Raw genomic sequence first — 26,028 nt, 5'->3', positions numbered from 1 at the left:
TTGTTAGTATATTTCAGCCAGGGAACTAAAAAATTCCTTATTAGAGCATGGACCAGTTTATCTGGTCCTTTTAGCTATTACCGCTTTAGATCGTGCCAATGACCACAGGAAAAAGGAGCCAGCAGTAACGATTAATGAATCAACCCACGAATCAGTTATTTTTTTATAAAAGCAAAAAATGGCTCTAATAAAGGGCATGGTGAAATTTTCCTCCTTTGTCAGTGCATTTCGTTTGCCAAAAACTCGTATTTAATATATTATGAATTCGAGATAAAAATAAATACGATTTTTAAGGAGAGTTTAAATAGATGAATATATTAGTAGTGAAAGCAAACAACCGTCCAGCTTCTGAAGCTGTTTCTAGTAAAATGTACGAAACTTTCATGGAGAACTTAGAAGGCGTCAATGTAACAACTTACGATGTTTTTGCCGAAGATATGCCTTACTTTGGTCAAGATTTATTCAACGCGTTTGGTAAATTACAATCAGGCGAAGAAATGACAGATGTCGAACAACGTATTTTAGCTGCTAAACAAAAAGCAATGGATGCCTTAACTGCCGCAGACGTAGTGGTATTTGCCTTCCCGCTTTGGAATTTAACGATCCCTGCTAAATTACAAACGTTTATCGACTATGTATACGCAGCTGGTTTCGCATTTAAATACAGTGAAACTGGTCAATTAATCAGCTTAATGACTGATAAAAAAGCCGTTATCCTAAGTGCTCGCGGAGGCATTTACTCAACGCCTGAAACTGCACCAATGGAAATGGCTGCAACTTATGTGAAAAATGTTTTTGGCGGAGTATTTGGTATGGAGATCGTTGATGAAGTGGTTATCGAAGGTCATAATGCGATGCCAGATCAAGCTGAAACGATTATTGCTGAAGGTTTAGCAAAAGTGGCAGAGGTAGCTAAGAGTCTTTCCGCTGTGACTGCCTAAGTCGGAGAAATAGATTATTAATTATACTGTTTTTAGGTTCAAAAAGCCCTGGTTAGAATAGCCTCTCCCAGGGCTTTTTTACATAAATTCATCATTCGATTGGAATTTTTTACTATCGTTCCGTTTCTTCGATTTGTCCCTCATAAAGTTGTGGTCTTGGTAATTTTTCATCGTCTTCATAGACTTCTTTCAATGTTTTACTCCATTAAATTATATTCGTTATACGTACGTCATGTTTATTAAGCTTTTTGGGGTTTACTGTAAAGGTTGTAACATTATTATCTACTATGTAAGAATCTTAATAGATTTTTAACATAAAAGTTACCCATTCTATCAATGAAATCCCATCCTCTATGTTAAGATAATTCAAAGCCAATTTTTCAGGAAGTATTCTTTATTGATATTAAATATAATTGGCGAAGCATTAACCATTCTATTATGAATGGTTGAATGTATAAAAGGAGGTCTTTTTTTGAAACGAAAATTACAGGCAATGTTTCTTGCTATACCGATGCTTTTCTCTGTTCCTTCTATCAGCTTTGCAGACGTAGCAGAAGGAGATGTCATTGTTACATTAGGAGAAAACCTAACCGAACAGCAAAAAAATGATATGTTAGCAGAGTTAGCGGTACCGGCAAACGCACAAATTATTACCGTATCCAATAAAGAAGAGCATGATTATTTAGGGGAGTCTATTCCTAAGGCACAAATTGGTTCTATTGCTATTTCATCAGCGAGCATCACAATCGGTTCCAAAGATTCCGGGTTAGACGTTCAAACGAACAATATTACATGGGTTACGGATGAAATGTATACAAATGCCTTGTTTACAGCGGGTGTAAAGGATGCAAAAATTCAGATTACCGCTCCGTTTTCTGTTACAGGTACAGCTGCTTTGACAGGAATTATGAAAGCTTACGAAACGACAACTAATGAAGAAATTCCTGAAGAAATCAAAAAAGTGGCGAATGAAGAAATGGTGAAAACCGCACAGCTCGGTGACTCCATTGGAGCGGAAAATGCTGCTGCTCTCATGGGAAAAGTCAAGGATGAAATCGCCCAGAATGAACCGAAAACAGAAGCTGATTTGCGTGCATTAATTGAACAAGTTGCCACGGAGCTTGGGATTACTTTAAAAGATGCAGAGTTAGATATGTTAGTAGACTTCTTCAATAAACTAAACGCTATGGATATTGACTGGAACCAAGTAAAAGAACAATTTAGTGTTACGACAGAAAAAATCTCGACATATTTGCAATCTGAAGAGGGTCAGTCATTTTTACAAAAGCTGCAAGATTTCTTAAATCGCTTACTTGATGAGGCTAGTGTCCTCTTTACTTAATGAACAAAGGTTAATATTGCATGTGTACATAAAATTAAAAAGCTCTTTCCATTTTATCGGAAAGAGCCTTTTTGCAGTTAAGGTGCAAAAAAATAAGGATAGTGCCAAGAAATTTGGCAAATTGTTTTCAAAAAAAGTTAGTAAAATAGCGTTTTTAATATTGGAAACCACTTCATAAATCAGGTATGGCCTTATTACTTTCTCTTAATAGTTCTAAAAATACGCTTAACGCTTTAGTCTGGAATGGGGATCGTAAGACAACTGAAAATTTCCGTATAATTGGAAGTTGTTTTACGTTTATGACATTTAAAGAGCCCATTGAACATTCCTTACGAATCGCCCAGTAAGAAAGTAGACTAACACCAAGACCTGCTTCTACAGATTCCTTAATTAGTTGTGTACTTCCAAACTCCAATGTTTTTTTCGGAATGATTTCACATAATCTGAACATTTTCTCAGTTACTTCTCTAGTTCCAGAACCATTTTCCCTGACAATCCACGTTTCTTCCTCTAATTCTGATATGTTAATTTCACCATTTTTTTGTGCCAAACTATGTTTTGGTGATGCCACCAGATACATGGAATCTTCTGCAAAAGGTTCGATTACTAAATTTTTATCTTTGAATTCCCCTTCCACAATTCCCACATCTAATTGGTGCCCCAAAACTAATTTTGCTACCTCTTTTGTGTTCCCGATCGTAATGGTTGGAGTGATTAATGGATATTTCATATACATTTTTGCAATAACATGCGGCAAAACGTATTCCCCATATGTATAACTGGCACCAATTGAAAGAGGTCCACTCGGCTTGTTGGTTAGATCATCTATCAAGTAATGCATTTTTGTATAGAGACCTAATATCTCTTTTGCGTGATGATAGACAATTTCCCCAGCTTTATTTAAGCGTACAAATTTATTACTGCGCTCCAACAATTTTGTCCCCATGGTACGCTCAAAAGATTGAATATATTGGCTTACTGCAGGTTGAGTCATATGTAATTCTTCTGCTGCACGTGAAAAGTTTTCCATCTCTGCTACCGTTACAAAGACTTGTAACTGTGGATCCATTTTTATCAACCCTTTTACAGTTTATTTTTTATTATATAGTTTTACTTATGATAAGTATCATAAATAATTATTTTTCTTATGGATAGAAAAGGTTTAGTCTGAGATTGTTAATAAATAAAGGTGGTGATGAGATGGAAGCGCAATACACTAGAGTAAATAAAGAATCTATCCAACCCCTAAAAAAAACCTCATCTTTTGGCCAATGGATCGGTGGAATTGGCTTTACCTTTATGATTGCCTTACTGGGCTACTTATTGGCAAAAACGCCTGGATTTGATCATGTTGGTCAATTAGCATCCGCCATTGTGATCGCAGTCATGTATCGGCAATTTTTTGGTTACCCTGAACTCCTCCGTTCAGGTATAGGATTTTCTTCGAAAAGATTATTACGGTTTGCGATTATTTTGTATGGACTTAAGCTCAATATAGTTACGGTTTTACAGGATGGTTTAGGATTACTTGTTCGAGATACTGGGGTTATTATCTTTGCTATCTTGGTAACAGTATGGCTAGCTCGAATGTTGAAAGCAGATAAAAATATATCACTTCTTCTTGGAGTAGGTACAGGGGTGTGTGGTGCGGCAGCCATAGCTGCGATAGCACCAATTATTAAATCAGAAGATGAAGATACCGCCATTGGTGTTGGTATTATTGCTTTAGTTGGGACGATTTTTGCGATTTCTTATACGATATTACGGCCCTTCTTAGCGTTGTCAGACATAGATTATGGCATTTGGTCAGGAATTAGCTTACATGAAATTGCTCACGTAGCCTTAGCTGCAGCACCAGGGGGACAAGATGCGCTAGCTATTGGTTTACTTGCAAAATTAGGTCGAGTGTTTTTACTTGTTCCACTGTGCTTTCTTTTGATGTACATCATGAAAAGGAAAAGATCTAGGGACGAATGTTCTGAAACGAAGGTTGAATTTCCATGGTTTTTAATAGGGTTCATTATCATGAGCATTATTGGAAGTTATGTCATTGGTACAACTATTCCAGTTTCAAGTGAATTTATGAATGGTATTTCCAAGCTTACTACATGGTATTTAACAGCAGCAATGGTCGGACTCGGATTAAATGTATGCCTTCGGGATCTCCGTACGAAGGCATTAAAACCGTTAATCGCGATGGGGATTACATCTATCTGTCTTTCAATTTTAGCTTACTTTATTGTATAAAAATGATAGTTTATTATAGTAAACTGAATGTTAATTGATTATCTTAGGGCCCGATTCCCTCCTACAAATTCAATCTCTTATTCAAGAATCTGGCACTTTTATGGAATAAGGAAGTACTATTTGTTCCCTTCTGAATTTTCCTTGAAACTGTTGTTATAGGATTTTTTTCTCACGGGGCATTATGGGTCAGTTAGCTCTAATATTGATAATGTAAAAAAGCTTGAGGACAGAAAATTTTTCTCAAGCTTTTTTTATTTCGAGTTAATTAGCTTGATGGGTAAATGGTGCTATCCCTATCAGAGGTAACCCATTAACGTGTTCTTGTACGCTATTTCAGTTATACGAAATCTAAAAAAATTTGTTAACTGATATGTTAGTTGAATCACTTTATAGAAATAGCTTGAAGAGTTTATCACAGATGCAAAACTGGTTCCTAGTCCTAGGAAGAGTCTAAGCTTGATGATAAAGGATTTTTTAATATGAATGATAGCAAAATTGAGAATTTCCAAAGAGTGGGGTGCGCAAATCATGCAGTTTTACAGAAGAAATCAGTTGGCATGGTTCTTGCAATATAAATGATAAGTAAATAGAGAAAGGAGGGAGGAGATGAATCCACAACTACTCTGTGAGAGTCTCAGAAAAGAATGACAACAATTCAAGTATTCCTTTCCATTTTTTCTGGAACGATTGTTGGATTCGTACTTGGTTTGCTCGGTGGAGGTGGATCTATTCTTGCGGTTCCTCTTTTGCTATACGTTGTCGGTATGAAAGATCCTCATGTGGTCATTGGAACGACAGCGTCAGCCGTAGCTATAAATGCCTACGTAAACCTTATTCCACACTCACGTGCCGGTAATGTGCAGTGGAAGGCAGCAATTGTTTTCGCCATCCCTGGTGCCCTGAGTGCTTATACAGGATCAATGATTGGAAAGTTGGTACCTGGTAAACAGTTGTTATTCCTTTTTGCCATTCTGATGATTGTTATGGCTGTAAAAATGGTTACGCCAAAAAAAGAGGAGAGTAGTCAAGCAGACAATCTTAAAAATCAAATCAAAATGCCACAGTTGATCATCATGGCGATCCTGGTGGGATTGTTATCCGGATTTTTCGGGATTGGCGGCGGATTTTTGATTGTTCCTGGCTTGATTTTTGCGGCAAGAATGCCAATGATTGCGGCAATTGGATCTTCTTTGGTATCAGTCGGTACATTTGGACTTACAACCGCAGTGAGTTACAGTTTATCCGGCCTCATAAACTGGTGGGTTATGTTGGCGTTTGTTGGAGGCGGAATTGGCGGTGGAATGGTGGGAGCACTGCTTGCGGCACGCTTAAGTAAGCAGCGGCGCACACTCCATTATATATTTTCAGGTGTCGTTATGTTCGTCGCCATTTACATGCTGATTATTAATGCTGAAGCCTTAGATTTGTGAGCAGCTTTACTAAAATGGAGATGAGGAGATAAGAATGCCAAAGGTGAAGAATGAGACACATTATAAAATTTTAATTATAGGCGGTGGGAGTGCTGGAATTACGGTTGCATCCCGTCTCCTGCGTGAATCACACAGCCTAAGCGGAAATATTGCCATCGTTGAACCCTCAACAAAACATTATTATCAGCCATTATGGACGCTTGTCGGAGCTGGTGAAGCGGATAAAACGGTGACACAAAGGGAAGAAGCATCCGTTATTCCGAGTGGAGCCGTGTGGGTGCAGGATGCGGTTACCGCATTTCAACCAGATGAAAATGCGGTTGTAACAGCATCTGGAAAGAAACTGCACTATGAGTATCTAGTTGTTGCTGCAGGGATTCAAATTGATTGGCATAAAATCAAAGGGTTAAAAGAAAGTATTGGAAAGAATGGGGTATGTAGTAATTACTCTTATGACTATGTTGATAGCACATGGGAAACGATTCGCAACTTCAAGGGAGGTACTTCCATCTTTACCAATCCGAATACTCCGGTGAAGTGTGGTGGAGCCCCTCAAAAAATCATGTATTTGGCGGATGATTATTTCAGAAAATCAGGAGTGCGCCCACACTCTTCAGTTATTTTTGCTTCAGGCAGCCCAAGCATATTCAATGTGAAAAAATATGAACAGGCACTTAACAAAATAATAGAACGAAAAGAAATCGAGACATGGTTTATGCAAAATCTCATTGAAATCGATGGTGAAAAAAAGCAAGCGACATTCGAAAATCTGAACACACAAGAGCGTGTAAATATCCAATATGACATGATTCATGTGGTACCACCAATGAGCGCCCCTGACTTTATTAAGAATAGTCCGCTTGCGGCAAGTAATGGTTGGCTGAATGTAGACAAATATACGCTGCAGCATCAATGCTTTGACAATGTTTTTGGCATTGGGGACTGCACCAACCTGCCTACGTCGAAAACGGGGGCTGCGATTCGTAAACAAGCACCCGTACTTGTAAAAAATTTACTTCATCGGATGCGAGCCAAACCATTGGTTCATCAATATGACGGTTATACATCATGCCCGCTTGTTACCGGATATGGACGGCTTATACTGGCCGAATTCAATTATGATTTACAGCCGCAGGAAACCTTCCCGATCAATCAGGCACGCGAGAGGTACAGCATGTATGTATTGAAGAAAAACTTCCTTCCTGTTATGTATTGGAAGGGAATGCTCAAAGGTAGGATGTAATCATGTTTCTGATGGTCATAACAAAACAAAAGCACGCGCTTAAAAGGAGGATGACTGATGTTACTCAAATACTTTTATGATGAGAAACTGGCTCAAGCTTCATACCTTGTGGGATGTCAGGATACGGGCGAAGCAATCATTGTTGATCCGTCACGCAATATAGAACCTTACATAGAAACAGCAAGAGCACATGGTGTTCGGATTGTGGGTGCAACGGAAACACACATCCACGCGGACTTTTTGTCTGGTTCGCAGGAGCTAGCTTCTAGGCTTGGATCCACATTGTATTTTTCTAATGAAGGAGGACCGGACTGGAAATATGAGTACGCAACTGGGTATGAACACTTTTATCTTAGAAATGGAGATGTTTTTGCCATTGGAAATATCCAATTTGAGGTGATGCATACACCAGGACACACACCTGAACATATATCGCTGCTTGTAACAGATGGCGGTGCATCTATCAAGGGCCCAATCGGCATATTTACCGGAGATTTTGTGTTTGTCGGTGACGTGGGGCGTCCCGATTTATTAGAAAAAGCCGTGGGGGTACGAGGTTCCTCAGAAAAAATGGCACGCATGATGTATCGGTCACTAAAGCAGTTTAAAAAGCTTCCTGACTATCTGCAAGTATGGCCAGGACATGGAGCGGGCAGTGCTTGTGGTAAAGCGTTAGGAGCAGTACCTTCTTCAACCATCGGCTATGAAAAACGGACAAATTGGGCATTGCAATATGATAACGAGGATCGTTTTATAGAAGCGCTGTTGGCTGGACAGCCGGAGGCACCCCCTTATTTTTCAATGATGAAGCGGTTGAATAAAGAGGGGGCACTTCAAATCCAAAGGATGGCAGTACCGCTTCGTATGGATGTTTCGATCGGTATTGTGCAGGAATGGGTGAAACAGGAAATGGTTATTGATACGCGTCCAGCCAGTGATTTTGCTGCCAAGCATTTACAAGGCGTGATGAATATTCCTTATAATAAATCATTTGTAACTTGGGCGGGATGGCTGTTGAATTATGACCAGCCAATCTATCTTCTAGCAACCAATACGGATGTGGCAGATATCGTGAAGGATCTCCAGTCCATTGGATTGGATCGTATCGTTGCCACAATGGATCCATGTGTGATGAAGCTGCTAGGTGAATCTGATTCGCGTGGAATGAAATATGAAGAAGTGACATTGGATCAGGTAGAGGGCGCAATTCAAACAGAAGGCATATATGTACTTGATGTCCGAAGTAAGGGCGAGTGGGAAGAAGGCCATATTCCGCAGTCGAAGCACGTGATGCTCGGTCATCTGCAGGAACAGGCACACACCATTCCGCAAGATAAACCAATTTTAGTTTATTGCAAAACTGGCGGAAGATCTGCTATCGCTGCAAGCCTTCTGCAAGTTCATGGTTTTAAAGACGTACAAAGTCTTGTGGGCGGTTATGAGGAATGGAGAAAACAGGAAAAGTTGCGAACCACTAGAGATTTTTAAATGAAATCTTTGAATTTTATCATCTATGCGAAATATTTACCATGTTTGCAAACTTGCCAATGCTTATAATGAAAGCGTTTATAAAATTGACATTCGCGGTATTCGGAATTCAATCAAGAATTCTATAAAAATAAGGCGATTTTATAAGGGAAATAAGTTGGCATGAAAATTGCTTATATAAATTACGTAAAGAGGTTTATGCATAAGCAAACATGAAAAGGAGAGATACTTCATGAAATATAATTTTGACCAAGAGATCTGTCGACTGGGCACTGACTGTGAAAAATGGGATAATCTTAAAAATCAATTTGGCGTAAAGGATGTTATTCCGATGTGGGTGGCCGATATGGATTTCCAGTCTCCGCAACCTGTCATCGAAGCGTTAAAACAGCGGGCGGAGCACGGTGTTTATGGCTACGGGCTTAGATCAGACTCGTATATGGAATCCATTGTTGACTGGATAAAAAGAAGACATCGATGGTCCGTTAAGAAAGAATGGATTACCCACAGCCCAGGCGTAATTCCGGCCTTATCGCTTGCGATTCAGTCCTTTACGAAGCCAGGAGATAAAATTATTATCCAACCGCCTGTATACCATCATTTTGCCCGTGTGATCCAAGCGGCCGGCCGTGAAATTGTAAGCAATCCGCTTATGCTTGAAAATGGGCGTTATTCCATGGATTTTGAAGACTTGGAGGCAAAGATAGATGCAAAGGTAAAAATGCTAATTCTGTGTAGTCCTCATAACCCGATCGGAAGGGTATGGAGCAAAGAAGAATTGACGAGGTTGGGACAGCTGTGTATAAAGCACAACATTCTCATTGTTGCGGATGAAATTCATTTTGATTTTGTTTATAAGACACATACTCACATTCCTTTTGCTTCTATTTCAGAAGAGTTTGCGAATCACTCCCTTTCCTGCATTGCGCCAAGCAAAACTTTTAACCTGATGGGTGTGCAGACGTCGAGTATTATTATTCCAAATCAGCAACTGCGCGATAGGTATAATCAGGAACTTCATACATTATCCATTGGCTCGCCAAACATATTTGGCGTTGTTGCGTTAGAGGCTGCTTACCGCTATGGAGAAGAATGGCTGGATCAGCTCCTTGAATATTTGCAGGGGAATTTGGAGTACACTCTGAGTTACTTCCGCAACAAGATTCCGCAAATCAACGTCATCCAGCCAGAAGGCACATACCTTGTATGGCTGGATTGCAGGGAATTGTGTTCTTCAGTTAAAGAACTGGATGAATTTATGTTACAGAGAGCAAGAGTTGCAATGAATGAAGGACACATTTTCGGTAGGCAAGGTGAAGGATTTATGAGGCTAAATATTGCTTGCCCGCGTTCGATGTTAAAAAATGCGCTGGGTGGAATAGAAAACGCTGTCGCTTCTCTATGTAAAGTTCATTAAGTTATTTTGTGATAATTTTTTATTATTATTCCATATAACGCTATAGGAGAGGAGGATCATATGGCAGGCTTTATTGGCATACAGCAGTTTATTCAAGACTACACGGAGAACACGGCAGAAATCCTTGGTTTGGATATAACTGTACTTGATGAAAATGGCGTTCGCATTAGCGGGACCGGCTATTATAAAGAGCTCATTGGCAAAGCGGCTCCGGAAGGCTCCTTTTTCAAAATGATATTGGAAACTGGAAAGCCTGGAGTAATCTACGATGTAAAAAAAGATGAGTCGCAATGTATGAAGTGTCAATTCGTTAATCAATGCAAAGAACTCGCCACCATTGGGTTTCCTATTGTAAAGCAAGATAAACTAGTTGGCGTCATTGGCATGATTGGTTTTTCTCATAAACAAAAGGAGAAAATGATTATAGAATCAGAGAAGCTGATACGTTTTTTAAGCAATGGCAGTACATTGTTAGGCAATAAATTAGCGATGCTAGACCTTGGTAAAGAAACGGGTTGTACAATTCAAGAGGATATCCCGGTCCCCCCAAATACCATTTCTTTTGAAAACATTCTTGGTAAAGATTCTGGGCTTCAAGATGTGATTAAAAAAGCAAGAAGGATTATAAACAGCCCATCTACTGTCCTGATTAGGGGAGATAGCGGTACGGGGAAGGAATTATTAGCCAAAGCGATTCATTTTGAAAGCAAGCGCCGAACGTATCCATTTGTAGCAGTCAATTGCGCCGCGATACCTGAAAGCTTGTTGGAAAGTGAGTTGTTTGGTTATGAGGGGGGATCATTTACCGGTTCAAATCGGAATGGGAAAATAGGAAAATTTGAATTAGCGGACAATGGAACCATTTTTCTTGATGAAATTGGGGATATGCCTCTATTCTTGCAACCCAAATTATTACGGGTTTTACAAGAAAGAGAGATTGAAAGAATCGGTGGAAAAAAAGCAATCGGGATTAATGTACGGGTGATTGCGGCCACTCACCGAAACCTGGAAGAAATGGTGAAGAAGTGCACTTTTCGCGAGGATTTGTACTATCGTCTCAATGTCATCCCCCTCCATACTAAATCCTTGCAAGAGCGGCGTGATGATATCGCCTTGTATCTCGATCATTTCATTCATAAACATTGCAGGATCATGCAAAGGTCTCCACTGAGACTTGACCCTATGCTGGAGCGATGGCTTATACGTTATGATTGGCCCGGGAATATACGGCAGTTGGAAAACGCCGTAGAATATATGGTCAATATGGCTGAATCAGATATGATCGGCTTCCATGATGTACCTGATTATATACTTCAACAGGATCGTCTCTCTGTCGAGAGTAGAGGACTGAGTTTAGAACAAATGATTTCAGAATATGAAAGAGATGTAATCCAGAGCTACTTCTTAGCTGAAAAATATGATAAAGAACAAATCGCCCAGGAACTACAGATTAGCCTGTCTACCCTTTATCGCAAGTTAGAAAAATATAAATTATGTTAACTTTATTAAAAAGATAACTATTTTTCTTGATTAGAAGTTAATTGAAATGAAAGCGGGAGAGTGCTTCTATCATTTTCTCGCCTGGATTTTTAGAGAGGGGTGAGGACAAAAGAAGCAGGTAGAGCTACGTTTTAAAATAACTGAAATTTCCAAAAAGACACAAGTGAGATTAACAGTCAGATGAGACAATACAAATTGCATTTGAACTATGAGTAAATAGGGGGACATGCTATGGGGAAATTAGAAGCAGAGTTAATTAACGTGTTAGAAGAGCGAAATTCAAAAGGATCATTACAACGGCAGCTGAAATCTAGACATTTAACGATGATGGCTATTGGGGGCGCTATTGGAACGGGATTATTTGTATCCAGCGGATCAACGATTAGCACTGCAGGGCCGGGAGGAGCGCTTGCTGCCTACATTCTGGTCGGCATTATGGTCTATTTTGTCATGAATAGTTTGGGAGAGCTATCGGCCTTTTTACCGGTTCCAGGGGCCTTTGACATTTATGCCTCAAAGTATGTGGATCCTGCGTTTGGCTTTGCGTTAGGTTGGAACTATTGGTATACAACCGCGATTACGGTTCCTGCTGATTTGGTGGCCTCTACCCTTATAATGAAGTATTGGTTCCCAAACGTACCTTCTCTCTGGTGGAGCGCACTATTTCTGGGGTTGCTGCTAATCTTAAATATTTTATCAGTCAAGGCATTTGGGGAAACTGAATACTGGTTTGCCGGTATTAAGGTCATCTCGATCATCGTGTTTCTCGTTATTGGCGTTGCCATGATTTTTGGAATTATGGGAGGACATGCGGTCGGGTTCAGTAACTTTACCCAAGGAGATGCTCCTTTTCATGGAGGGCTTATATCTATCTTTAGTGTAATGCTCGTCGCTGGTTTTGCATTTCAGGGAACCGAAGTTATTGCGACGGCTGCTGGTGAAACCGATAATCCTTCGAAAAACGTACCAAAAGCGATTCGTTCAATCTTTTGGCGAATCCTCATCTTCTACGTATTAACGATTTTTGTTATCGGCTTGATTATTCCTTTTACAGATCCGAACCTACTTAAATCCGGCGTTAAAAATGTTTCTATCAGTCCCTTCACGCTCGTTCTTCAAAGAGCCGGTTTGGCATTTGCGGCTTCAGTTATGAATGCCGTGCTCCTTACGTCTGTTTTATCGGCAGCTAATTCAGCAATGTATGCGTCTTCACGTATGCTATGGGCATTGGCGAAAGAAGGAAAGGCACCACGCATCTTTGGACGGCTTAACCGGAAGGGAATTCCCATGTTGGCTCTGTGTACGACGGCGATTTTAGGACTTGTCTCCTTTTTGGCTTCCCTTTTTGGAAATGGTTCGGTTTTTATTTGGCTGGTAAATGCTTCAGCTCTTACCGGATTTATCAAGTGGTTAGGAATTGCCGTAAGTCATTATCGTTTCCGTAAGGCATATGTGGCACAAGGAAGAGATTTAAATGAATTGCCGTTTAAAGCCAAATGGTACCCGCTGGGTCCGGTTATCACGCTGTTATTTTTTGTGGTTTTCATTCTTGGACAGAATCTTTTTTCAGGACATCAAGTTAGCTGGGCAGAAATTCTCGCGACATATATTGGTCTTCCTATTTTCTTGCTTCTCTGGCTTGGTTATAAATTCATTAAGAAAACAAAAGTTGTTCCACTTATGGAGTGTGATTTTGAACGCAAAGAATAGTAGGGAAAGCTGTGTGTAATGTACAGCGCTTATTTTCAGAGGAACATTAAACACAATTCCGTTTAAATAGGATTACATAAAAAAAAAGAGGTGGTTTTTATGATAAAAGAAACAATCATAACCAAAGAAGCTCCCAAGGCTATCGGTCCTTATTCACAAGGTATTAAAGCAGGAAATGTAGTGTATACTTCAGGGCAGCTCCCGATTCATCCTGAAACCGGAGAAATGCCTGATAATATTGAGGAGCAAACAAGGATGTCACTGGAGAATCTCAAGCAGGTTATAGAAGCGGCGGGAGCAAGCTTACAGCAGGTAATAAAAACAACGGTTTTTTTAAGCGATATGAATCATTTTGCCGCGATGAATCAAGTATATGGAGAATTTTTTTCCGTGAATTATCCGGCTAGAAGCGCGATTGAAGTTGCTCGTCTACCAAAAGATGCTTTGATTGAAATCGAAGCGGTTGCTATGATTTAATCATAATAATTGAAAAGAGAACCTCAGATTGATATTCTCTTTTCTTAATTTACATATGGCTTTAAAAGAGGACACAGGAGGAGATTAATATGAATTTAGCACAATTTCCTAGACAACGATATACACCCACATATACACCCATTGAGAAATTACATCATTTTTCTGAAGTTCTTGGTGGCCCTTCGATTTATATTAAACGAGATGATTTACTTGGGCTGACGGCCGGTGGAAATAAAACAAGAAAACTAGAGTTTCTCGTTGCCGATGCATTGGAAAAAGGCGCGGATACGCTAATTACATGTGGAGGCATTCAATCAAATCATTGCCGTTTAACGCTGGCCGCTGCCGTTAAAGAGAAAATGAAGTGCATTCTCGTATTGGAAGAGGGACTTTTAACAAATTCTGAGCCGGATTTTAATGGTAACTATTTTCTGTATCATTTACTGGGCGCTGAAAAAGTCAAGGTTGTACCTAATGGGACGGACTTGATGAAAGAAATGCTGAAAGTAGCTAAAGAGGTAACGAATGAGGGATATAAACCTTATATCATTCCGGTTGGGGGATCGAATGGCATTGGTGCAACGGGATATGTTGCTTGCGCTCAGGAGATTTTGGCACAGTCCTTTGATCAAGGAGTCAATATGAATGCTGTTGTTTGTGTAAGCGGTAGCGGGGGAATGCATGCAGGTTTGGTGACTGGCTTTTATGGAAATCAAAGTAAAATACCGGTTATCGGAATAAACGTAAGCAGAGGAAAAGTGGAACAAGAAGAGAAAGTTTTTCAGCTTGTTAAAGAAACTTCAGCACATATTGGCATTCCAAATTCAATCCCTGGTGAGGCTATTATGTGTTTTGATGAATATGTCGGACCAGGCTATGCTTTACCTACGCCTGAAATGGTGGAAGCTGTCAAGCTCATGGCAAGAACAGAAGGGATTTTGCTGGATCCGGTATATACAGGTAAAGCAGCAGCGGGACTCATTGATTTAATACAAAAAGGCACCTTTAAGCCGGACGATAACATCCTATTTGTACATTCTGGCGGAGCCTCAGCGTTATACGCCAATACTTCGCTCTTTTATTGAAATTTAAGAGGGAATTGCTCGTATTCATACGGGTGGTATTTTTGGATGGATGAGAAAATTAATATGTTATATCGATCGATTTAAAAAGTGTCTGTTGATGGACATATCTTCAGATGTGTCCATCAGATTTAAAAAAAGAGTTGTATGAATGAATTTAGTTTACGAAAAAATGTAATCGTATATAAAAATATCTTGAAAAATGAGGGCGAAATCTATGTTACACAACTTTGATGAATCTATAAATAGGGTCGGTACTGATTCGGATAAATGGGATAATGAAGGGAAAGGAGGCTTATTAATTCCACTGGGGATCGCTGACACCGATTACAAGGCACCACGTGAAGTGTTAGATGCGCTAAGGAAAAAGGTAGACTTTGGAGTCTTTGGTTATGGAAATTTTCCTCATGAACGATTTACTAGTGCTATTAAAGGTTGGTATGGGCGTCATCATAAAATCGATATTCGAGAAGATGAAATTAGTTATGCACCAGGATTAATGACAGGTGCTCTATGGATGTTTTTGGATGCTTATACGAATCCAGGAGACAAAGTCGTGATTCAACCTCCAGTCTATGCTACTTTTAAAAAGGTAATTGAAAATTTTAATAGAAATGCTGTCGATAATCCATTAAAATTCCGAAATGGGAGTTATGATATTGATTTTGAAGATTTAGAGATTAAACTAATGATGCCCGATGTGAAAATCCTCCTTGTATGTAATCCTGCTAATCCCATTGGACGAGTTTGGACAAAAGAAGAAATGAAGAAAATGTACGATTTATGTCGAGAGAATAACGTGATTATTATAAGTGATGAAATTCATAGTGACATGATCCACAAAGGTTTACGTTTTTACTCCTTTTTAGAGATTTGTGAGGAAGAGGATAATAATGTTGTGGTGATGAACTCTCCAAGTAAAACCTTCAATTTAGCATCTTTCTTTAGTGCTTATGTTATTATAAAAAACAAAAATTTGAAGAAAGCTTTTGACGATATTTATGTGAAATATCACTTCGATTATAGCTATTTAGGGGTTGAGGCTTTAATAGTTGCTTATAATGAATGCGATTATTACGTGAATAAATTAAATGATTATTTACGAAACAATATTGTTTTTGCTATTGAGCATATCAATAAAAATTTACCAAAGTTAAAAGTTCAGTATCCTGAATGTTCCTATTTGCTATGGATTGACTGTGAAGAGTTAGGCTTAAACAGCGAGGAGTTAGTTCAATTTTTTGAAAATTCCGGAGTTAAAATCAATGCTGGGAGCATGTATGGAAAAGATAGCGATAATTTTGTGAGGGTGAATATTGCTTGTACAAGATCTTTACTAGAACGTGCTTTAAAACAGCTAAAGGAAAATTATGATAAAAATGGTGGGTTTTTAAAAAAATACAACTAAGCAGGAAGAAATAAAAACGACACAATTCAGATTACTAAAATTAGGAGGCGTTTTAATAATGAACTATTCATCAAAACTAGTAAAAGTAAATAAAGATCCAGGGCATGGCTCACACATCTCCCCTGTTTATATGACTTCAACGTTTGTTTTTGATAATGCAGAAATTGGAGCAAAACGCTTCGCAGGAGAAGATCCAGGATTTATGTATTCACGCCTGGGAAATCCAAATGTACGAGAGCTAGAAGAGAAGGTAGCGGAATTGGAATTTGGTGAAGGTTGTTTGGCGTTCTCATCTGGGATGGCTGCTATAACTGGTTGTCTCTTGGGTATTTTGCAGGCAGGAGATCACGTTGTTGCACACACAGCGTTGTATGGGGCGACGCACGCATTTCTAACCAAAACGGTAAAGAAGTTTGGAATTGATGTAACATTTGTACCATTTAAAAATGGGGAAGAGCTTGAACCACACATTACAGATAGAACGAAAGTGGTCTACTTTGAAACACCTTCCAATCCTACGCTTTCCTTAGTGGATATGAAAAGTGTAGCGGCGATCGCCAAGCAAAAGGGTATCTTGACCGTAGTTGATAATACGTTTTTGTCCCCATATTTGCAAAATCCTATTCTATGCGGAATTGATATTGTCGTCCACAGTGCAACAAAATATTTGTCCGGTCATGGATATCTTATTGGTGGACTAGTGATTTCCAGCAAGGAAATTATTGATCCGATGAGAAAAGAAGTGCAGAAGACTATGGGAGCAAATTTGGCCCCTATGGATGCCTGGCTTCTCTGTCAAGGGATACGTACATTACACATTCGCATGGATCGCTCACAAGAAAATGCACAAATTTTGGCTGACCGCTTGGAAAAACATAAGGCTATAGAGAAGGTTTATTTTCCAGGACTAGCAAGTTTCGAAGATAAAAATATCATGGAGAAACAAATGAAAGGTCCTGGAGCAATGATTTCTTTTGTCTTGAAGGGGGGATACGAAACCGGTGTTAAACTTATGAATTCAGTAAAATTGTGTACTTTAGCAGTTTCCCTAGGGGACATAGGTACACTAATTCAACATCCAGCTTCGATGACACATGCGATTATCCCTAAAGAAGAAAGAGAAAAAGCAGGTCTCAATGATGGACTCGTTCGTTTTTCGGTTGGAATTGAAGATGTGGAAGATATATGGAAGGATCTCGAAATGGCATTAGAATAACGGATGGTATCAGGAACTTTTTGTCCACCTCTATTTGGAGGAAGCTCTAAACTCCGGGTATCCTCCCGGAATTATCCTAGTTTATCCATTCATTTACACACCAAGGCACCAGGGCGAGAAGTTGTAAACAACCCACTCATAATTTTTTGTATAGAGTATATAAAAAATTATCAGAATAATATAAAAATATAAATAAATAGGAATATTTGTAATAGTATAATTTCTATGGATTCTCTAGAAAATAAGCTGTTATTGCTAGATTACAATCAAGAATCAGATTTATTTGGTTATGAGGGAGGTGATTTCACAGGATCAAGACGTGAAGGGAATATTGAAAATTTGAATATGCGCACAAAGGGGGATATTTTTATGAAAAAGAGTTTAAAAATAGTCGCTTTTTCGTTACTCGTTTCACTTATGTTAACTGCATGTGGAAAAACGCAAAATCAAGCAACCACTCAACCGGATAATCAGGCAGCTGGGAGTAAGAATCTGCTAGAGCAAATTAAAGCAGATAGAAAAATTAAAATTGGAACAGAAGGAACCTATGCACCGTTTAGCTACCATGATGCTTCAGGAAAATTAACTGGTTTTGATATCGAAATCGCTGAGGAAGTAGCGAACAGACTTGGTGTGAAACCAGAATTTATTGAAACCCCATGGGACGGTATATTTGCAGGAATTGATTCGAAACGATTCGATATCATAGTTAATCAAGTAGGAATACGTCCTGACCGTCAGGAAAAATACGATTTTTCTGAGTCGTATATTGTGTCAAAACCTTTCTTGATTGTTCACAATGACAATGACACTATTAAATCATTTGCAGATTTGAAAGGAAAAAAAGCAGCTCAGACACTAACTAGTAATTTTAAGGATATAGCAATATCCAACGGTGCTGAGATTGTGGGAGTCGAAGGATTTAATCAATCCGTTGATTTAATACTTTCAAAACGCGCTGATGCGACTGTAAATGATGGATTGTCCTATCTCGATTTCAAAAAGCAAAAGCCTGATGCACCTATTAAAGTTGTAGCAGAGCTTGATGAACCGGCACAAATGGGAATTATGTTTAGGAAAGGGAATAAAGAATTGGTAGAGGCCGTAAATAAAGCACTCTCCGACATGAAGAAAGATGGTACGTATTTAAGCATCTCACAAAAATACTTTGAAACCGATGTTTCAAAATAAGGAGTGTTCTAATGTTTGCTGATGAAAGAATGCTACGAATTATTGACATCATTGTAAACTCATTTTTACCGATGTTAAAAGCAGGGATCGCTTTTACCGTACCGTTGACACTTATATCTTTTTTTCTGGGACTCATTCTTGCTTTGCTTACAGCACTGGCTCGAATCTCGGGAATTAAACCTCTCGACGCTGTTGCAAGATTTTATGTATGGGTAATTAGGGGAACACCGCTGCTTGTTCAGTTGTTTATTATTTTCTATGGTCTTCCAAGTGTTGGGATTACAATTGGTCCGCTGCCATCGGCTATTATCGGTTTTACTCTTAGTGTTGGCGCCTATAACTCAGAGATTATTCGCGCAGCTATACTTTCAATTCCCAAGGGTCAATGGGAGGCCGCTTATTCAATCGGGATGAGTTATCGTCAAGCATTAAAAAGGATTATTCTTCCTCAAGCAACAAGGGTGTCTGTCCCACCCATGTCAAACAGTTTTATAAGCTTGGTAAAGGATACATCATTGGCTGCTACAATAACAGTGACCGAAATGTTTAGAATCGCGCAGCAAATTACAGCAACAACCTATGAACCATTGGTACTATATTGTCTAGCAGGATTTATTTATTTGATATTCAGTACAGTTCTTTCAAACGCTCAAGGACGTATGGAAAAACGACTTGATCGATATGTGGCGGGCTGATTTGATAGGAGGATATTCAAGTGATTGAGATAAAGAACCTGCATAAGCAGTTTGGGCAAACAGAAGTTTTAAAGGGAATCGATTTGAAAATAGAGGAAGGCAATACAGTTTGTATTATTGGGCCTTCGGGATCAGGTAAAACAACTTTGTTACGTTGTTTGAATTTACTGGAAATACCTACAAAAGGAACTATCACGCTTGGAAAATTTTCTTTGGATTTTCGGGATAAAAAGCAAGTTCCAAAAGATAGGGTTATTAAGTTCCGTCAACAAACAGGTATGGTTTTCCAGAGTTATAATTTGTTCCCTCATATGACTGCACTTGAAAATGTTATGGAAGGCCTGTTCATCGTTCGTAAGCAAGACAAGGAACTTTCACGTACTAAAGCTCTTCACTTGCTAGAAAAGGTAGGATTAAAGGAACGTGCAAACCACTACCCATCTCAGCTATCCGGGGGACAACAACAACGCGTAGGAATCGCCCGAGCGATGGCAATGGAACCTGAAGTCCTACTTTTTGACGAACCTACTTCCGCGTTAGATCCTGAGTTAGTAGGAGAAGTTCTGAAGGTTATGAAAGAACTGGCTAAAGAAGGAATGACTATGGTTGTTGTAACTCATGAAATGAACTTTGCTCGTGAGGCAGCGGATAAGGTAGTATTCATTGATAAGGGTGTGATTGTCGAAGAAGGAACACCACAACAAATTTTTGAAAATACAGAGCATGAACGTACATTACAATTTTTAAATAAACTTTGTTCGTAAAACGATTTAACTATGCATAATCTGGCAAAGCAGCAATGCAAGTAATCTCCCAAACTTAGACATACGGCTTATTAAATATAGTACAGTATTATTACGTTTTATCTAACTATATTTAGAGGATGGTTAATCCCATTAACCTTTCCCTTATTTTAACAACAAAGCTTTAAAAGATTAGTAGGGACAGAAATCTTTGATTTACTTTCATCTATTTAAATAATGAAAAAAAGCAAACAGAAGTAGCTCTGTTTGCTTTTTTTAACTCAGTGCTTGAGGCATTTAGTCATTATCATTGTTAAACTATGCTTCCTATCATTCGTCTACTTCGTACGCGGTGCACCATTAATTTTGAGAAAATTTTCTTAAGATGTTTTTCTTAATCTTGAAAATAATTTTCTCAATCGTGAAGGAAATGGGACTGATTAACCTATAGAACGGTTGTAAAAATAGCGATATTACAGAAAATTAAAAGTTGGCATGAAAATTGCAAATAAATATTCATGACTAAGAGATTAGCACAACGAGGAGGTAAGTGATGTATAAAACCGTTATTTTAGGAACTGGCCCTGCTGGGCTGACCGCAGCAATCTATCTAGCACGTGCTAACCTAAGTCCTTTAGTCATCGAAGGGCCTGAACCAGGGGGGCAATTGACATTGACAACAGATGTTGAGAATTTCCCTGGCTTCCCTGAAGGGATTATGGGACGAGAGTTGATGCAGAACATGCGAAGGCAAGCTGAGTATTTTGGAGCAAATTTTAAAAGGGGGTGGGTTAAAAAAGTCGACTTTTCAAATAACCCTTTTACCTTAACGGTGGAAGGAATAGGGGAGCTCAAAACGCAATCATTAATCATTTCAACGGGGGCTTCTGCGAAACTTTTGGATATTCCAGGGGAAAGGGAAAATATTGGCCGTGGGGTAAGTACCTGTGCAACGTGTGATGGATTTTTCTTTAGAGGAAAGAAAATTATCGTTGTCGGTGGCGGAGATTCAGCTTTGGAAGAAGCAAATTTTTTAACGAAGTTTGCTTCGGAGGTTCGTGTTGTGCACCGCAGAAAGGAGCTTCGCGCTTCCCAAATTATGCAAGACCGTGCCAAAAGTAATCCAAAAATTACTTGGAGTTTAAATTACATTCCTGAAGAAGTGATTGCAGGAGAACGACACGTTACTGGCTTGAAAGTAAAAAACAGTGTAACTGGAAAAAACGAAATTCTGGAATCTGATGGTGTTTTCATTGCAATCGGGCATAAACCGAACACATCTTTTTTAGACAATCAAATCAAAACGGACGATATGGGATATATCATTGTGAATCCTGGTACAACAGAAACAAATATTCCTGGTGTATTTGCCTGCGGGGATGTTCAAGATCATAAATACCGCCAAGCAATTACTGCTGCAGGAAGTGGTTGTATGGCTGCTCTGGATTGCGAAAGATACTTTGATGCAATTGCGTTTAAGTAGTGGAAACAATCAGTATAACATTTGAGAACAAAATATAGGGAGGATTTTAATTATGAAAGAGATCAAAACAGAACAAGAGTTTAATGAGGCGATTTTATCAACAAAACCAGTTATGGCCAAATTTTATGCTGAATATTGCCCAGACTGTCAGCATACCGATTTATTCATCCCGATTTTGGAAGAAGCATATAAAGAAAAAGTTGATATGATCGCAGTAAATCGAGAACATTTTCCGGAACTATTAGAAAAGCTAGATGTGTACGGAATCCCAAGCTTTATTGCTTTTCAAGAAGGGAAGGAACTTAATCGCTTTGTTAGTAAACTCGGAAAAAGCCAGGAAGAGGTTGAACAGTTTCTCAATCAAATCTTTGAAGAAAGTAGAAAATGAGAATAGATACTCATTTACTAGTATTTAATTGGGTGTAGCGCCTATCCATAAAGATATCGACACTGCTTTCTAACAAATACAATACTGAAACTCAATTAGAGCCGCTCTACTTTGACATTTATATTTAATGATAATCAGGGTTATAACAATCTGTATCACCCGCATTAATCTGAAGCCAATAAATATTGAGTAGTCACTCAATATTTATTGGCAATATATTCGAAACTATCGATTTTATCGACTTGTTTTTTGTATAGGCACTATTCAGCCTTTAGGACTAGAATCACCTCTATATTATATACATTAGGAGGAATAAAAAATGGAACTTATGAAATATGTGAAGGAATACAATTATCTAAAAGTCAATATGGAGAAATCAGGATTCATGTATGGTCTGTGTGATACAAGAACAGTTAAATATAGTCAAGATTTAGATTTATTACTTAACAAATTAATGAAAATTAGATATCCAGGATTAAAGAGAAGAACAAATTAAATTAAGCCAAACAATTGATGTATAAAAGGAAGGTGAATAAAGTGCTAGACCCATTGGCTTTAGAATTAAATCATGTCATTGAAGAACGCAATAAACCAGTATATGAGATGTTGTCATCGTTGGGAAAATCATTGTATTTTCCAAAAGGGATTGTCAGCCAGGCAGGAGAGGCAAAGGGAAAAGCAGACCGATTCAATGCAACAATCGGGATGGCCTCAGAGGGTGGACAACCAATGTATTTAGATGTCATTCACAAGAACCTCTCCCACTACGATCCGAAAGACCTGTATCCATATGCACCAACGGCAGGAAAACCAGAGTTGCGTGAGGTTTGGAGAAAGAAGCTTCTTAAAGATAATCCTTCCCTTGAAGGAAAGGAATTTGGCACTCCGATCGTGACGAACGCGCTGACCCATGGCTTGAGTATCGTATCCGACCTGTTTGTGGAAAAAGGTGATCCCATTTTACTGCCAGATAAGTATTGGGATAATTATCATATAACATTCAACGTCCGCCGCGGCAGCCAAACAGTGACCTATCCATTATTCACCAAAGCAAACCTATTTAATGGAAAAGGTATGCTGGAGGCCCTTTTATCCTGTAAGAATGGAAAAGTTATCCTTGTGCTTAATTTCCCGCATAATCCAACAGGCTATACTCCTTTGGAAAAAGAAGTGGAGGAAATCCTTCATGCCATCAAGCAGGCAGCGGATCTTGGGATTAACATTGTTGCTGTTATTGATGATGCTTATTTTGGATTATATTATGAAGATTCAATCAAAGAATCTATATTTGCTCGTTTAGTAGGGTTACACCCGCGTGTCCTCCCCATTAAAATTGATGGGGCAACCAAAGAAGAATATGCTTGGGGTTTTCGTGTTGGGTTTCTCACATTTGGAATCCGAGATGCTTCGGTTTTGGAAGCGCTGGAGAAAAAGGCGATGGGTTCCATTCGAAGTACCATCTCATGCAGTCCCCACCTTTCCCAAACAATCATTTTGGAGGCCTTGTTAAATCCCGAATTTGAAGTGCAGCTCAGGGAGAGAAATAAGGTAATGGAAGCCAGGGCGAAGCGAGTCAAAGAGATCTTAGCAGACGGGAAATATGCGGATGCATTCGAACCCTATCCATTCAACTCAGGGTATTTCGTGTGTCTTCGAATCAAGCATTCCGATGCAGAAACGCTGCGGATCCACTTGCTCAAGCAGTACGGAGTGGGGACGATCTCCCTAGCCAAGACGGATCTTCGAATCGCATTTTCCTGTGTTGATTTAACTGATCTGGACCTGCTTTTTGAACTTATCTATCGGTCATGTAAAGAATTAGAATCCATAGTGTAATAGAGACCCTTACATAAGGTCCTTTTACTTCCTTGGTATTAGCGGAATTGTTTTTCAAACCTGAGATAAAGATTTCTCATATTTAAGAATTAACAAAGGTATCGATAGTGGTTATGGAAAAGGTTTATCCCAAAATTTTCAATAATATCAGGTCAAAGAACGGAATATAGTAAGCATTCCTTTGTTATTTTATCGGTGGCATGTTTTTGCCAAATAGGTATATGAAAGCAAAACATTAAAGAAATTATCCTTCATAGGAGGACAATGTATCATGACAAATCAAACGACAGAATATACACTGATCGACTTTATTCGAGATATGACATGGGTAATAGAGAGAAATGAGAGTGATGCCGTTCGGGTGGCAGAGGCAGAGCGTTTACTCGGTGAGCTGCTTCGCACCACATCCTGGCTCTCTCCCGAAAAGCGCAAGCCCAGCTCGGAAGGTTATGCCCGCCATTCCCTATACTGCGATCCGCAGGGTCGTTTTGAGATAATTGCACTTGTCTGGAAGCCGGGGCAGAAAACTTCACTCCATGATCACGATGGTACTTGGGGAGCCGAAGGGGTTGTGGCTGGACAGATCAAGGTGACGAACTATCTTCGAGTGGATGAGATTTCAGAAAGTTTAGTAAAACTCAGGCAAACTGATACATTGATTGTAAATCAGCAAATGACTGGCAAACTCCTGCCCCCAGCGGATTGTCACATCCTTGAAACGGAGGGCGATCAAACGGCGATAACCATCCATGTTTATGGAAAACAACTCCGTAAGTTTCGGGTATTTCAACCTTTACAACAAGAAGGTATTTTTTCAGCCCACGATTCCTTTGTAGGGTATACCCCCGGGCCAATCTAAGTTTATTTATAAATATTAATCTATAAAATTGTCTAATTTATGCGAGAGGGGTAAAAAGCTTGAGTGTTGTAACGAAAAAAATTAACAAAGTTTTAGTCGCAAACCGGGGAGAAATTGCCATTCGTATTTTTCGTGCATGTACAGAACTAAATATTCGAACTGTGGCCATTTACTCAAATGAAGATGCATGGTCTTTTCATCGCTTTAAAACAGATGAAGCGTATTTAATCGGAAAAGGAAAAAAGCCAATTGAAGCTTATTTGGACATTGAAGGGATCAACTGCAGAAGTGATAGTAGATTTCTAAATTTAAAAAAGCGTAAAACCCCTTATGAGATAGGGGTTTTACGCTTTTTTTATATGATTATGTTGAGATTCAGCCCTTTTAGAAAATAAAATGAGTGATTACTTTGATCCAACCGAAAAACGCAATCCATAACGGAACACTAAGTGATGTACCCCAAATTAATCCAATTAATAGATTCCCCTGCTTGTCCATGAAATCCACTCCTATGATCGACATAGATAAACATTTATGGTTTTCGAGTTTTATTGATAACGCTTTCAATAGTTGGGATCTCAAATAGACCTTCCCCTACTAAGGGGTGTTAAGTCTTCAGATTGTTTCCTTTATGATACCCAAACATTGTTAGGGAAAAACGTAGAAATGTGCGAAAATTGAAAAAATATTTCGACAATAAATGTGATGATGTGCCAATGGAGGTGGACTGTTGTTATGATCACTTTATTATCATATTAAATAGGTTTATAGGGCTATTTTTAATCCTAGTAATCGATGGTATAATATCAAAATAAACACATAGTTCGTACGAAAGGGCACTCCCATTGAAAAATGGTGTCGCAAAACTAGAGGGGCTAAGGTTGTCATAACTATGCTAGCCAGTTACCGAATATGATCGATCACCTTACTACGAATTATAAAACATACTCTAGGAGGTAATACTATGTTTATATTTATTGCAGGCCTATTTGTTGGATCGTTCTCTATGCTTTTGATTATGAGTCTAATGGTTGCAGCGAAAAGAGGAGACCAGTTAATCGAAACACATCAATAAATTGAAAGCGTTTTCTAAAACAATCCCGTCTTTTTAGGGGTTGTTTTTTTATTTTTAGGTAAGGCTACCAGAGATTTAATCACATTTTCGTCGCCTAGTTGCTCTACGTGACTGTATTCAAAATTTTAGGACGTTTTGGGTCACGTAGAACCCCTCTACGTGACTGAACTCAAGAAATTCGGACGTTTTGGGTCACGTAGAACCCCTCTACGTGACTGAACTCAAGAAATTCGGACGTTTTGGGTCACGTAGAACCC

22 protein-coding genes, 1 pseudogene and 1 riboswitch are annotated in these 26,028 nt (G+C 39.0%); of the genes and pseudogenes, 22 read left to right on the top strand and 1 reads right to left on the bottom strand.

What is annotated here, in order from left to right; all coding sequences use genetic code 11:
- The first annotated feature begins 308 nt into the window (after positions 1–308).
- A complete protein-coding gene (locus tag AB7942_RS24995) occupies positions 309–941 on the top strand; it encodes an FMN-dependent NADH-azoreductase (protein WP_369448950.1) in 633 nt (210 codons plus the stop codon).
- Between the two features lie 472 nt (positions 942–1,413).
- Complete coding sequence (locus AB7942_RS24990; protein WP_369448949.1) at positions 1,414–2,283, top strand: DUF1002 domain-containing protein; 870 nt, start codon at positions 1,414–1,416, stop codon at positions 2,281–2,283.
- Between the two features lie 172 nt (positions 2,284–2,455).
- Here AB7942_RS24990 and AB7942_RS24985 read toward each other — a convergent pair whose 3' ends face one another.
- Positions 2,456–3,352, bottom strand: coding sequence for a LysR family transcriptional regulator (locus tag AB7942_RS24985; protein WP_369448948.1), 897 nt, complete (start codon positions 3,350–3,352; stop codon positions 2,456–2,458).
- Positions 3,353–3,483: 131 nt separating this feature from the next.
- Between AB7942_RS24985 and AB7942_RS24980 the strand changes: the two genes are divergently transcribed.
- From AB7942_RS24980 to AB7942_RS24885, 20 genes and pseudogenes are all read left to right on the top strand, one after another.
- Positions 3,484–4,530 (top strand): YeiH family protein, encoded by a 1,047-nt coding sequence (locus AB7942_RS24980; RefSeq protein ID WP_369448947.1) that lies wholly within the window; start codon positions 3,484–3,486, stop codon positions 4,528–4,530.
- Positions 4,531–5,174: 644 nt separating this feature from the next.
- Entirely contained in the window at positions 5,175–5,960 is a 786-nt protein-coding gene (locus AB7942_RS24975; RefSeq protein ID WP_369448946.1) for a sulfite exporter TauE/SafE family protein, read from the top strand.
- Positions 5,961–5,994: 34 nt separating this feature from the next.
- Positions 5,995–7,203, top strand: a complete 1,209-nt coding sequence (locus tag AB7942_RS24970) for an FAD/NAD(P)-binding oxidoreductase (RefSeq protein ID WP_369448945.1) — start codon at positions 5,995–5,997, stop codon at positions 7,201–7,203.
- Between the two features lie 57 nt (positions 7,204–7,260).
- A complete protein-coding gene (locus AB7942_RS24965) occupies positions 7,261–8,691 on the top strand; it encodes an MBL fold metallo-hydrolase (protein WP_369448944.1) in 1,431 nt (476 codons plus the stop codon).
- Positions 8,692–8,923: 232 nt separating this feature from the next.
- Entirely contained in the window at positions 8,924–10,108 is a 1,185-nt protein-coding gene (locus AB7942_RS24960; protein WP_369448943.1) for a MalY/PatB family protein, read from the top strand.
- A 60-nt stretch (positions 10,109–10,168) separates the two neighbouring features.
- Complete coding sequence (locus AB7942_RS24955; RefSeq protein WP_369448942.1) at positions 10,169–11,608, top strand: sigma-54 interaction domain-containing protein; 1,440 nt, start codon at positions 10,169–10,171, stop codon at positions 11,606–11,608.
- Between the two features lie 231 nt (positions 11,609–11,839).
- Positions 11,840–13,318: an amino acid permease gene (locus tag AB7942_RS24950; protein ID WP_369448941.1), complete on the top strand. Its 1,479-nt coding sequence runs from the start codon at positions 11,840–11,842 to the stop codon at positions 13,316–13,318.
- 99 nt (positions 13,319–13,417) lie between these two features.
- A complete protein-coding gene (locus AB7942_RS24945) occupies positions 13,418–13,795 on the top strand; it encodes a RidA family protein (RefSeq protein ID WP_369448940.1) in 378 nt (125 codons plus the stop codon).
- A gap of 89 nt (positions 13,796–13,884) precedes the next feature.
- Entirely contained in the window at positions 13,885–14,880 is a 996-nt protein-coding gene (gene cuyA / locus AB7942_RS24940; RefSeq protein WP_369448939.1) for a D-cysteate sulfo-lyase, read from the top strand.
- Positions 14,881–15,094: 214 nt separating this feature from the next.
- Positions 15,095–16,285, top strand: a complete 1,191-nt coding sequence (locus tag AB7942_RS24935) for a MalY/PatB family protein (protein ID WP_369448938.1) — start codon at positions 15,095–15,097, stop codon at positions 16,283–16,285.
- Positions 16,286–16,343: 58 nt separating this feature from the next.
- Entirely contained in the window at positions 16,344–17,501 is a 1,158-nt protein-coding gene (locus tag AB7942_RS24930) for a trans-sulfuration enzyme family protein (protein WP_369448937.1), read from the top strand.
- Between the two features lie 369 nt (positions 17,502–17,870).
- The gene (locus AB7942_RS24925) at positions 17,871–18,692 is read left to right on the top strand and encodes an amino acid ABC transporter substrate-binding protein (protein WP_369448936.1); all 822 of its coding nucleotides are present in this window, start codon (positions 17,871–17,873) and stop codon (positions 18,690–18,692) included.
- Between the two features lie 11 nt (positions 18,693–18,703).
- Positions 18,704–19,387 carry an amino acid ABC transporter permease gene (locus AB7942_RS24920; RefSeq protein WP_369448935.1) on the top strand — a complete coding sequence of 228 codons (684 nt, stop codon included), beginning with the start codon at positions 18,704–18,706 and terminating at the stop codon, positions 19,385–19,387.
- A 20-nt stretch (positions 19,388–19,407) separates the two neighbouring features.
- Positions 19,408–20,151, top strand: coding sequence for an amino acid ABC transporter ATP-binding protein (locus AB7942_RS24915; RefSeq protein ID WP_369448934.1), 744 nt, complete (start codon positions 19,408–19,410; stop codon positions 20,149–20,151).
- Positions 20,152–20,683: 532 nt separating this feature from the next.
- Positions 20,684–21,613, top strand: coding sequence for a thioredoxin-disulfide reductase (gene trxB / locus AB7942_RS24910; protein ID WP_369448933.1), 930 nt, complete (start codon positions 20,684–20,686; stop codon positions 21,611–21,613).
- A 52-nt stretch (positions 21,614–21,665) separates the two neighbouring features.
- Complete coding sequence (locus tag AB7942_RS24905) at positions 21,666–22,001, top strand: thioredoxin family protein (RefSeq protein WP_369448932.1); 336 nt, start codon at positions 21,666–21,668, stop codon at positions 21,999–22,001.
- A gap of 319 nt (positions 22,002–22,320) precedes the next feature.
- Positions 22,321–22,497: an aspartyl-phosphate phosphatase Spo0E family protein gene (locus AB7942_RS24900; protein ID WP_369448931.1), complete on the top strand. Its 177-nt coding sequence runs from the start codon at positions 22,321–22,323 to the stop codon at positions 22,495–22,497.
- Positions 22,498–22,538: 41 nt separating this feature from the next.
- Positions 22,539–23,837, top strand: coding sequence for an aminotransferase class I/II-fold pyridoxal phosphate-dependent enzyme (locus AB7942_RS24895; RefSeq protein ID WP_369448930.1), 1,299 nt, complete (start codon positions 22,539–22,541; stop codon positions 23,835–23,837).
- A 271-nt stretch (positions 23,838–24,108) separates the two neighbouring features.
- Positions 24,109–24,696, top strand: coding sequence for a cysteine dioxygenase family protein (locus AB7942_RS24890; protein WP_369448929.1), 588 nt, complete (start codon positions 24,109–24,111; stop codon positions 24,694–24,696).
- A gap of 59 nt (positions 24,697–24,755) precedes the next feature.
- Positions 24,756–24,974 (top strand): annotated as a pseudogene (locus tag AB7942_RS24885) (biotin carboxylase N-terminal domain-containing protein); the annotation flags it as partial.
- 547 nt (positions 24,975–25,521) lie between these two features.
- A riboswitch (cyclic di-GMP riboswitch) is annotated at positions 25,522–25,607 on the top strand.
- Positions 25,608–26,028: the final 421 nt, after the last annotated feature.

The organism is Neobacillus sp. BF23-41 (assembly GCF_041106275.1).
This window is presented reverse-complemented; position numbering and strand designations above follow the sequence as displayed.

Excerpts from the sequence above, each read along its gene's own strand:
- AB7942_RS24995 (WP_369448950.1), top strand. The coding sequence starts at position 309 with ATGAATATATTAGTAGTGAAAGCAAACAACCGTCCAGCTTCTGAAGCT.
- AB7942_RS24985 (WP_369448948.1), bottom strand. The coding sequence starts at position 3,352 with ATGGATCCACAGTTACAAGTCTTTGTAACGGTAGCAGAGATGGAAAAC.
- AB7942_RS24980 (WP_369448947.1), top strand. The coding sequence starts at position 3,484 with ATGGAAGCGCAATACACTAGAGTAAATAAAGAATCTATCCAACCCCTA.
- AB7942_RS24975 (WP_369448946.1), top strand. The coding sequence starts at position 5,175 with ATGACAACAATTCAAGTATTCCTTTCCATTTTTTCTGGAACGATTGTT.
- AB7942_RS24970 (WP_369448945.1), top strand. The coding sequence starts at position 5,995 with ATGCCAAAGGTGAAGAATGAGACACATTATAAAATTTTAATTATAGGC.
- AB7942_RS24965 (WP_369448944.1), top strand. The coding sequence starts at position 7,261 with ATGTTACTCAAATACTTTTATGATGAGAAACTGGCTCAAGCTTCATAC.
- AB7942_RS24960 (WP_369448943.1), top strand. The coding sequence starts at position 8,924 with ATGAAATATAATTTTGACCAAGAGATCTGTCGACTGGGCACTGACTGT.
- AB7942_RS24955 (WP_369448942.1), top strand. The coding sequence starts at position 10,169 with ATGGCAGGCTTTATTGGCATACAGCAGTTTATTCAAGACTACACGGAG.
- AB7942_RS24950 (WP_369448941.1), top strand. The coding sequence starts at position 11,840 with ATGGGGAAATTAGAAGCAGAGTTAATTAACGTGTTAGAAGAGCGAAAT.
- AB7942_RS24945 (WP_369448940.1), top strand. The coding sequence starts at position 13,418 with ATGATAAAAGAAACAATCATAACCAAAGAAGCTCCCAAGGCTATCGGT.
- cuyA (WP_369448939.1), top strand. The coding sequence starts at position 13,885 with ATGAATTTAGCACAATTTCCTAGACAACGATATACACCCACATATACA.
- AB7942_RS24935 (WP_369448938.1), top strand. The coding sequence starts at position 15,095 with ATGTTACACAACTTTGATGAATCTATAAATAGGGTCGGTACTGATTCG.
- AB7942_RS24930 (WP_369448937.1), top strand. The coding sequence starts at position 16,344 with ATGAACTATTCATCAAAACTAGTAAAAGTAAATAAAGATCCAGGGCAT.
- AB7942_RS24925 (WP_369448936.1), top strand. The coding sequence starts at position 17,871 with ATGAAAAAGAGTTTAAAAATAGTCGCTTTTTCGTTACTCGTTTCACTT.
- AB7942_RS24920 (WP_369448935.1), top strand. The coding sequence starts at position 18,704 with ATGTTTGCTGATGAAAGAATGCTACGAATTATTGACATCATTGTAAAC.
- trxB (WP_369448933.1), top strand. The coding sequence starts at position 20,684 with ATGTATAAAACCGTTATTTTAGGAACTGGCCCTGCTGGGCTGACCGCA.
- AB7942_RS24905 (WP_369448932.1), top strand. The coding sequence starts at position 21,666 with ATGAAAGAGATCAAAACAGAACAAGAGTTTAATGAGGCGATTTTATCA.
- AB7942_RS24900 (WP_369448931.1), top strand. The coding sequence starts at position 22,321 with ATGGAACTTATGAAATATGTGAAGGAATACAATTATCTAAAAGTCAAT.
- AB7942_RS24890 (WP_369448929.1), top strand. The coding sequence starts at position 24,109 with ATGACAAATCAAACGACAGAATATACACTGATCGACTTTATTCGAGAT.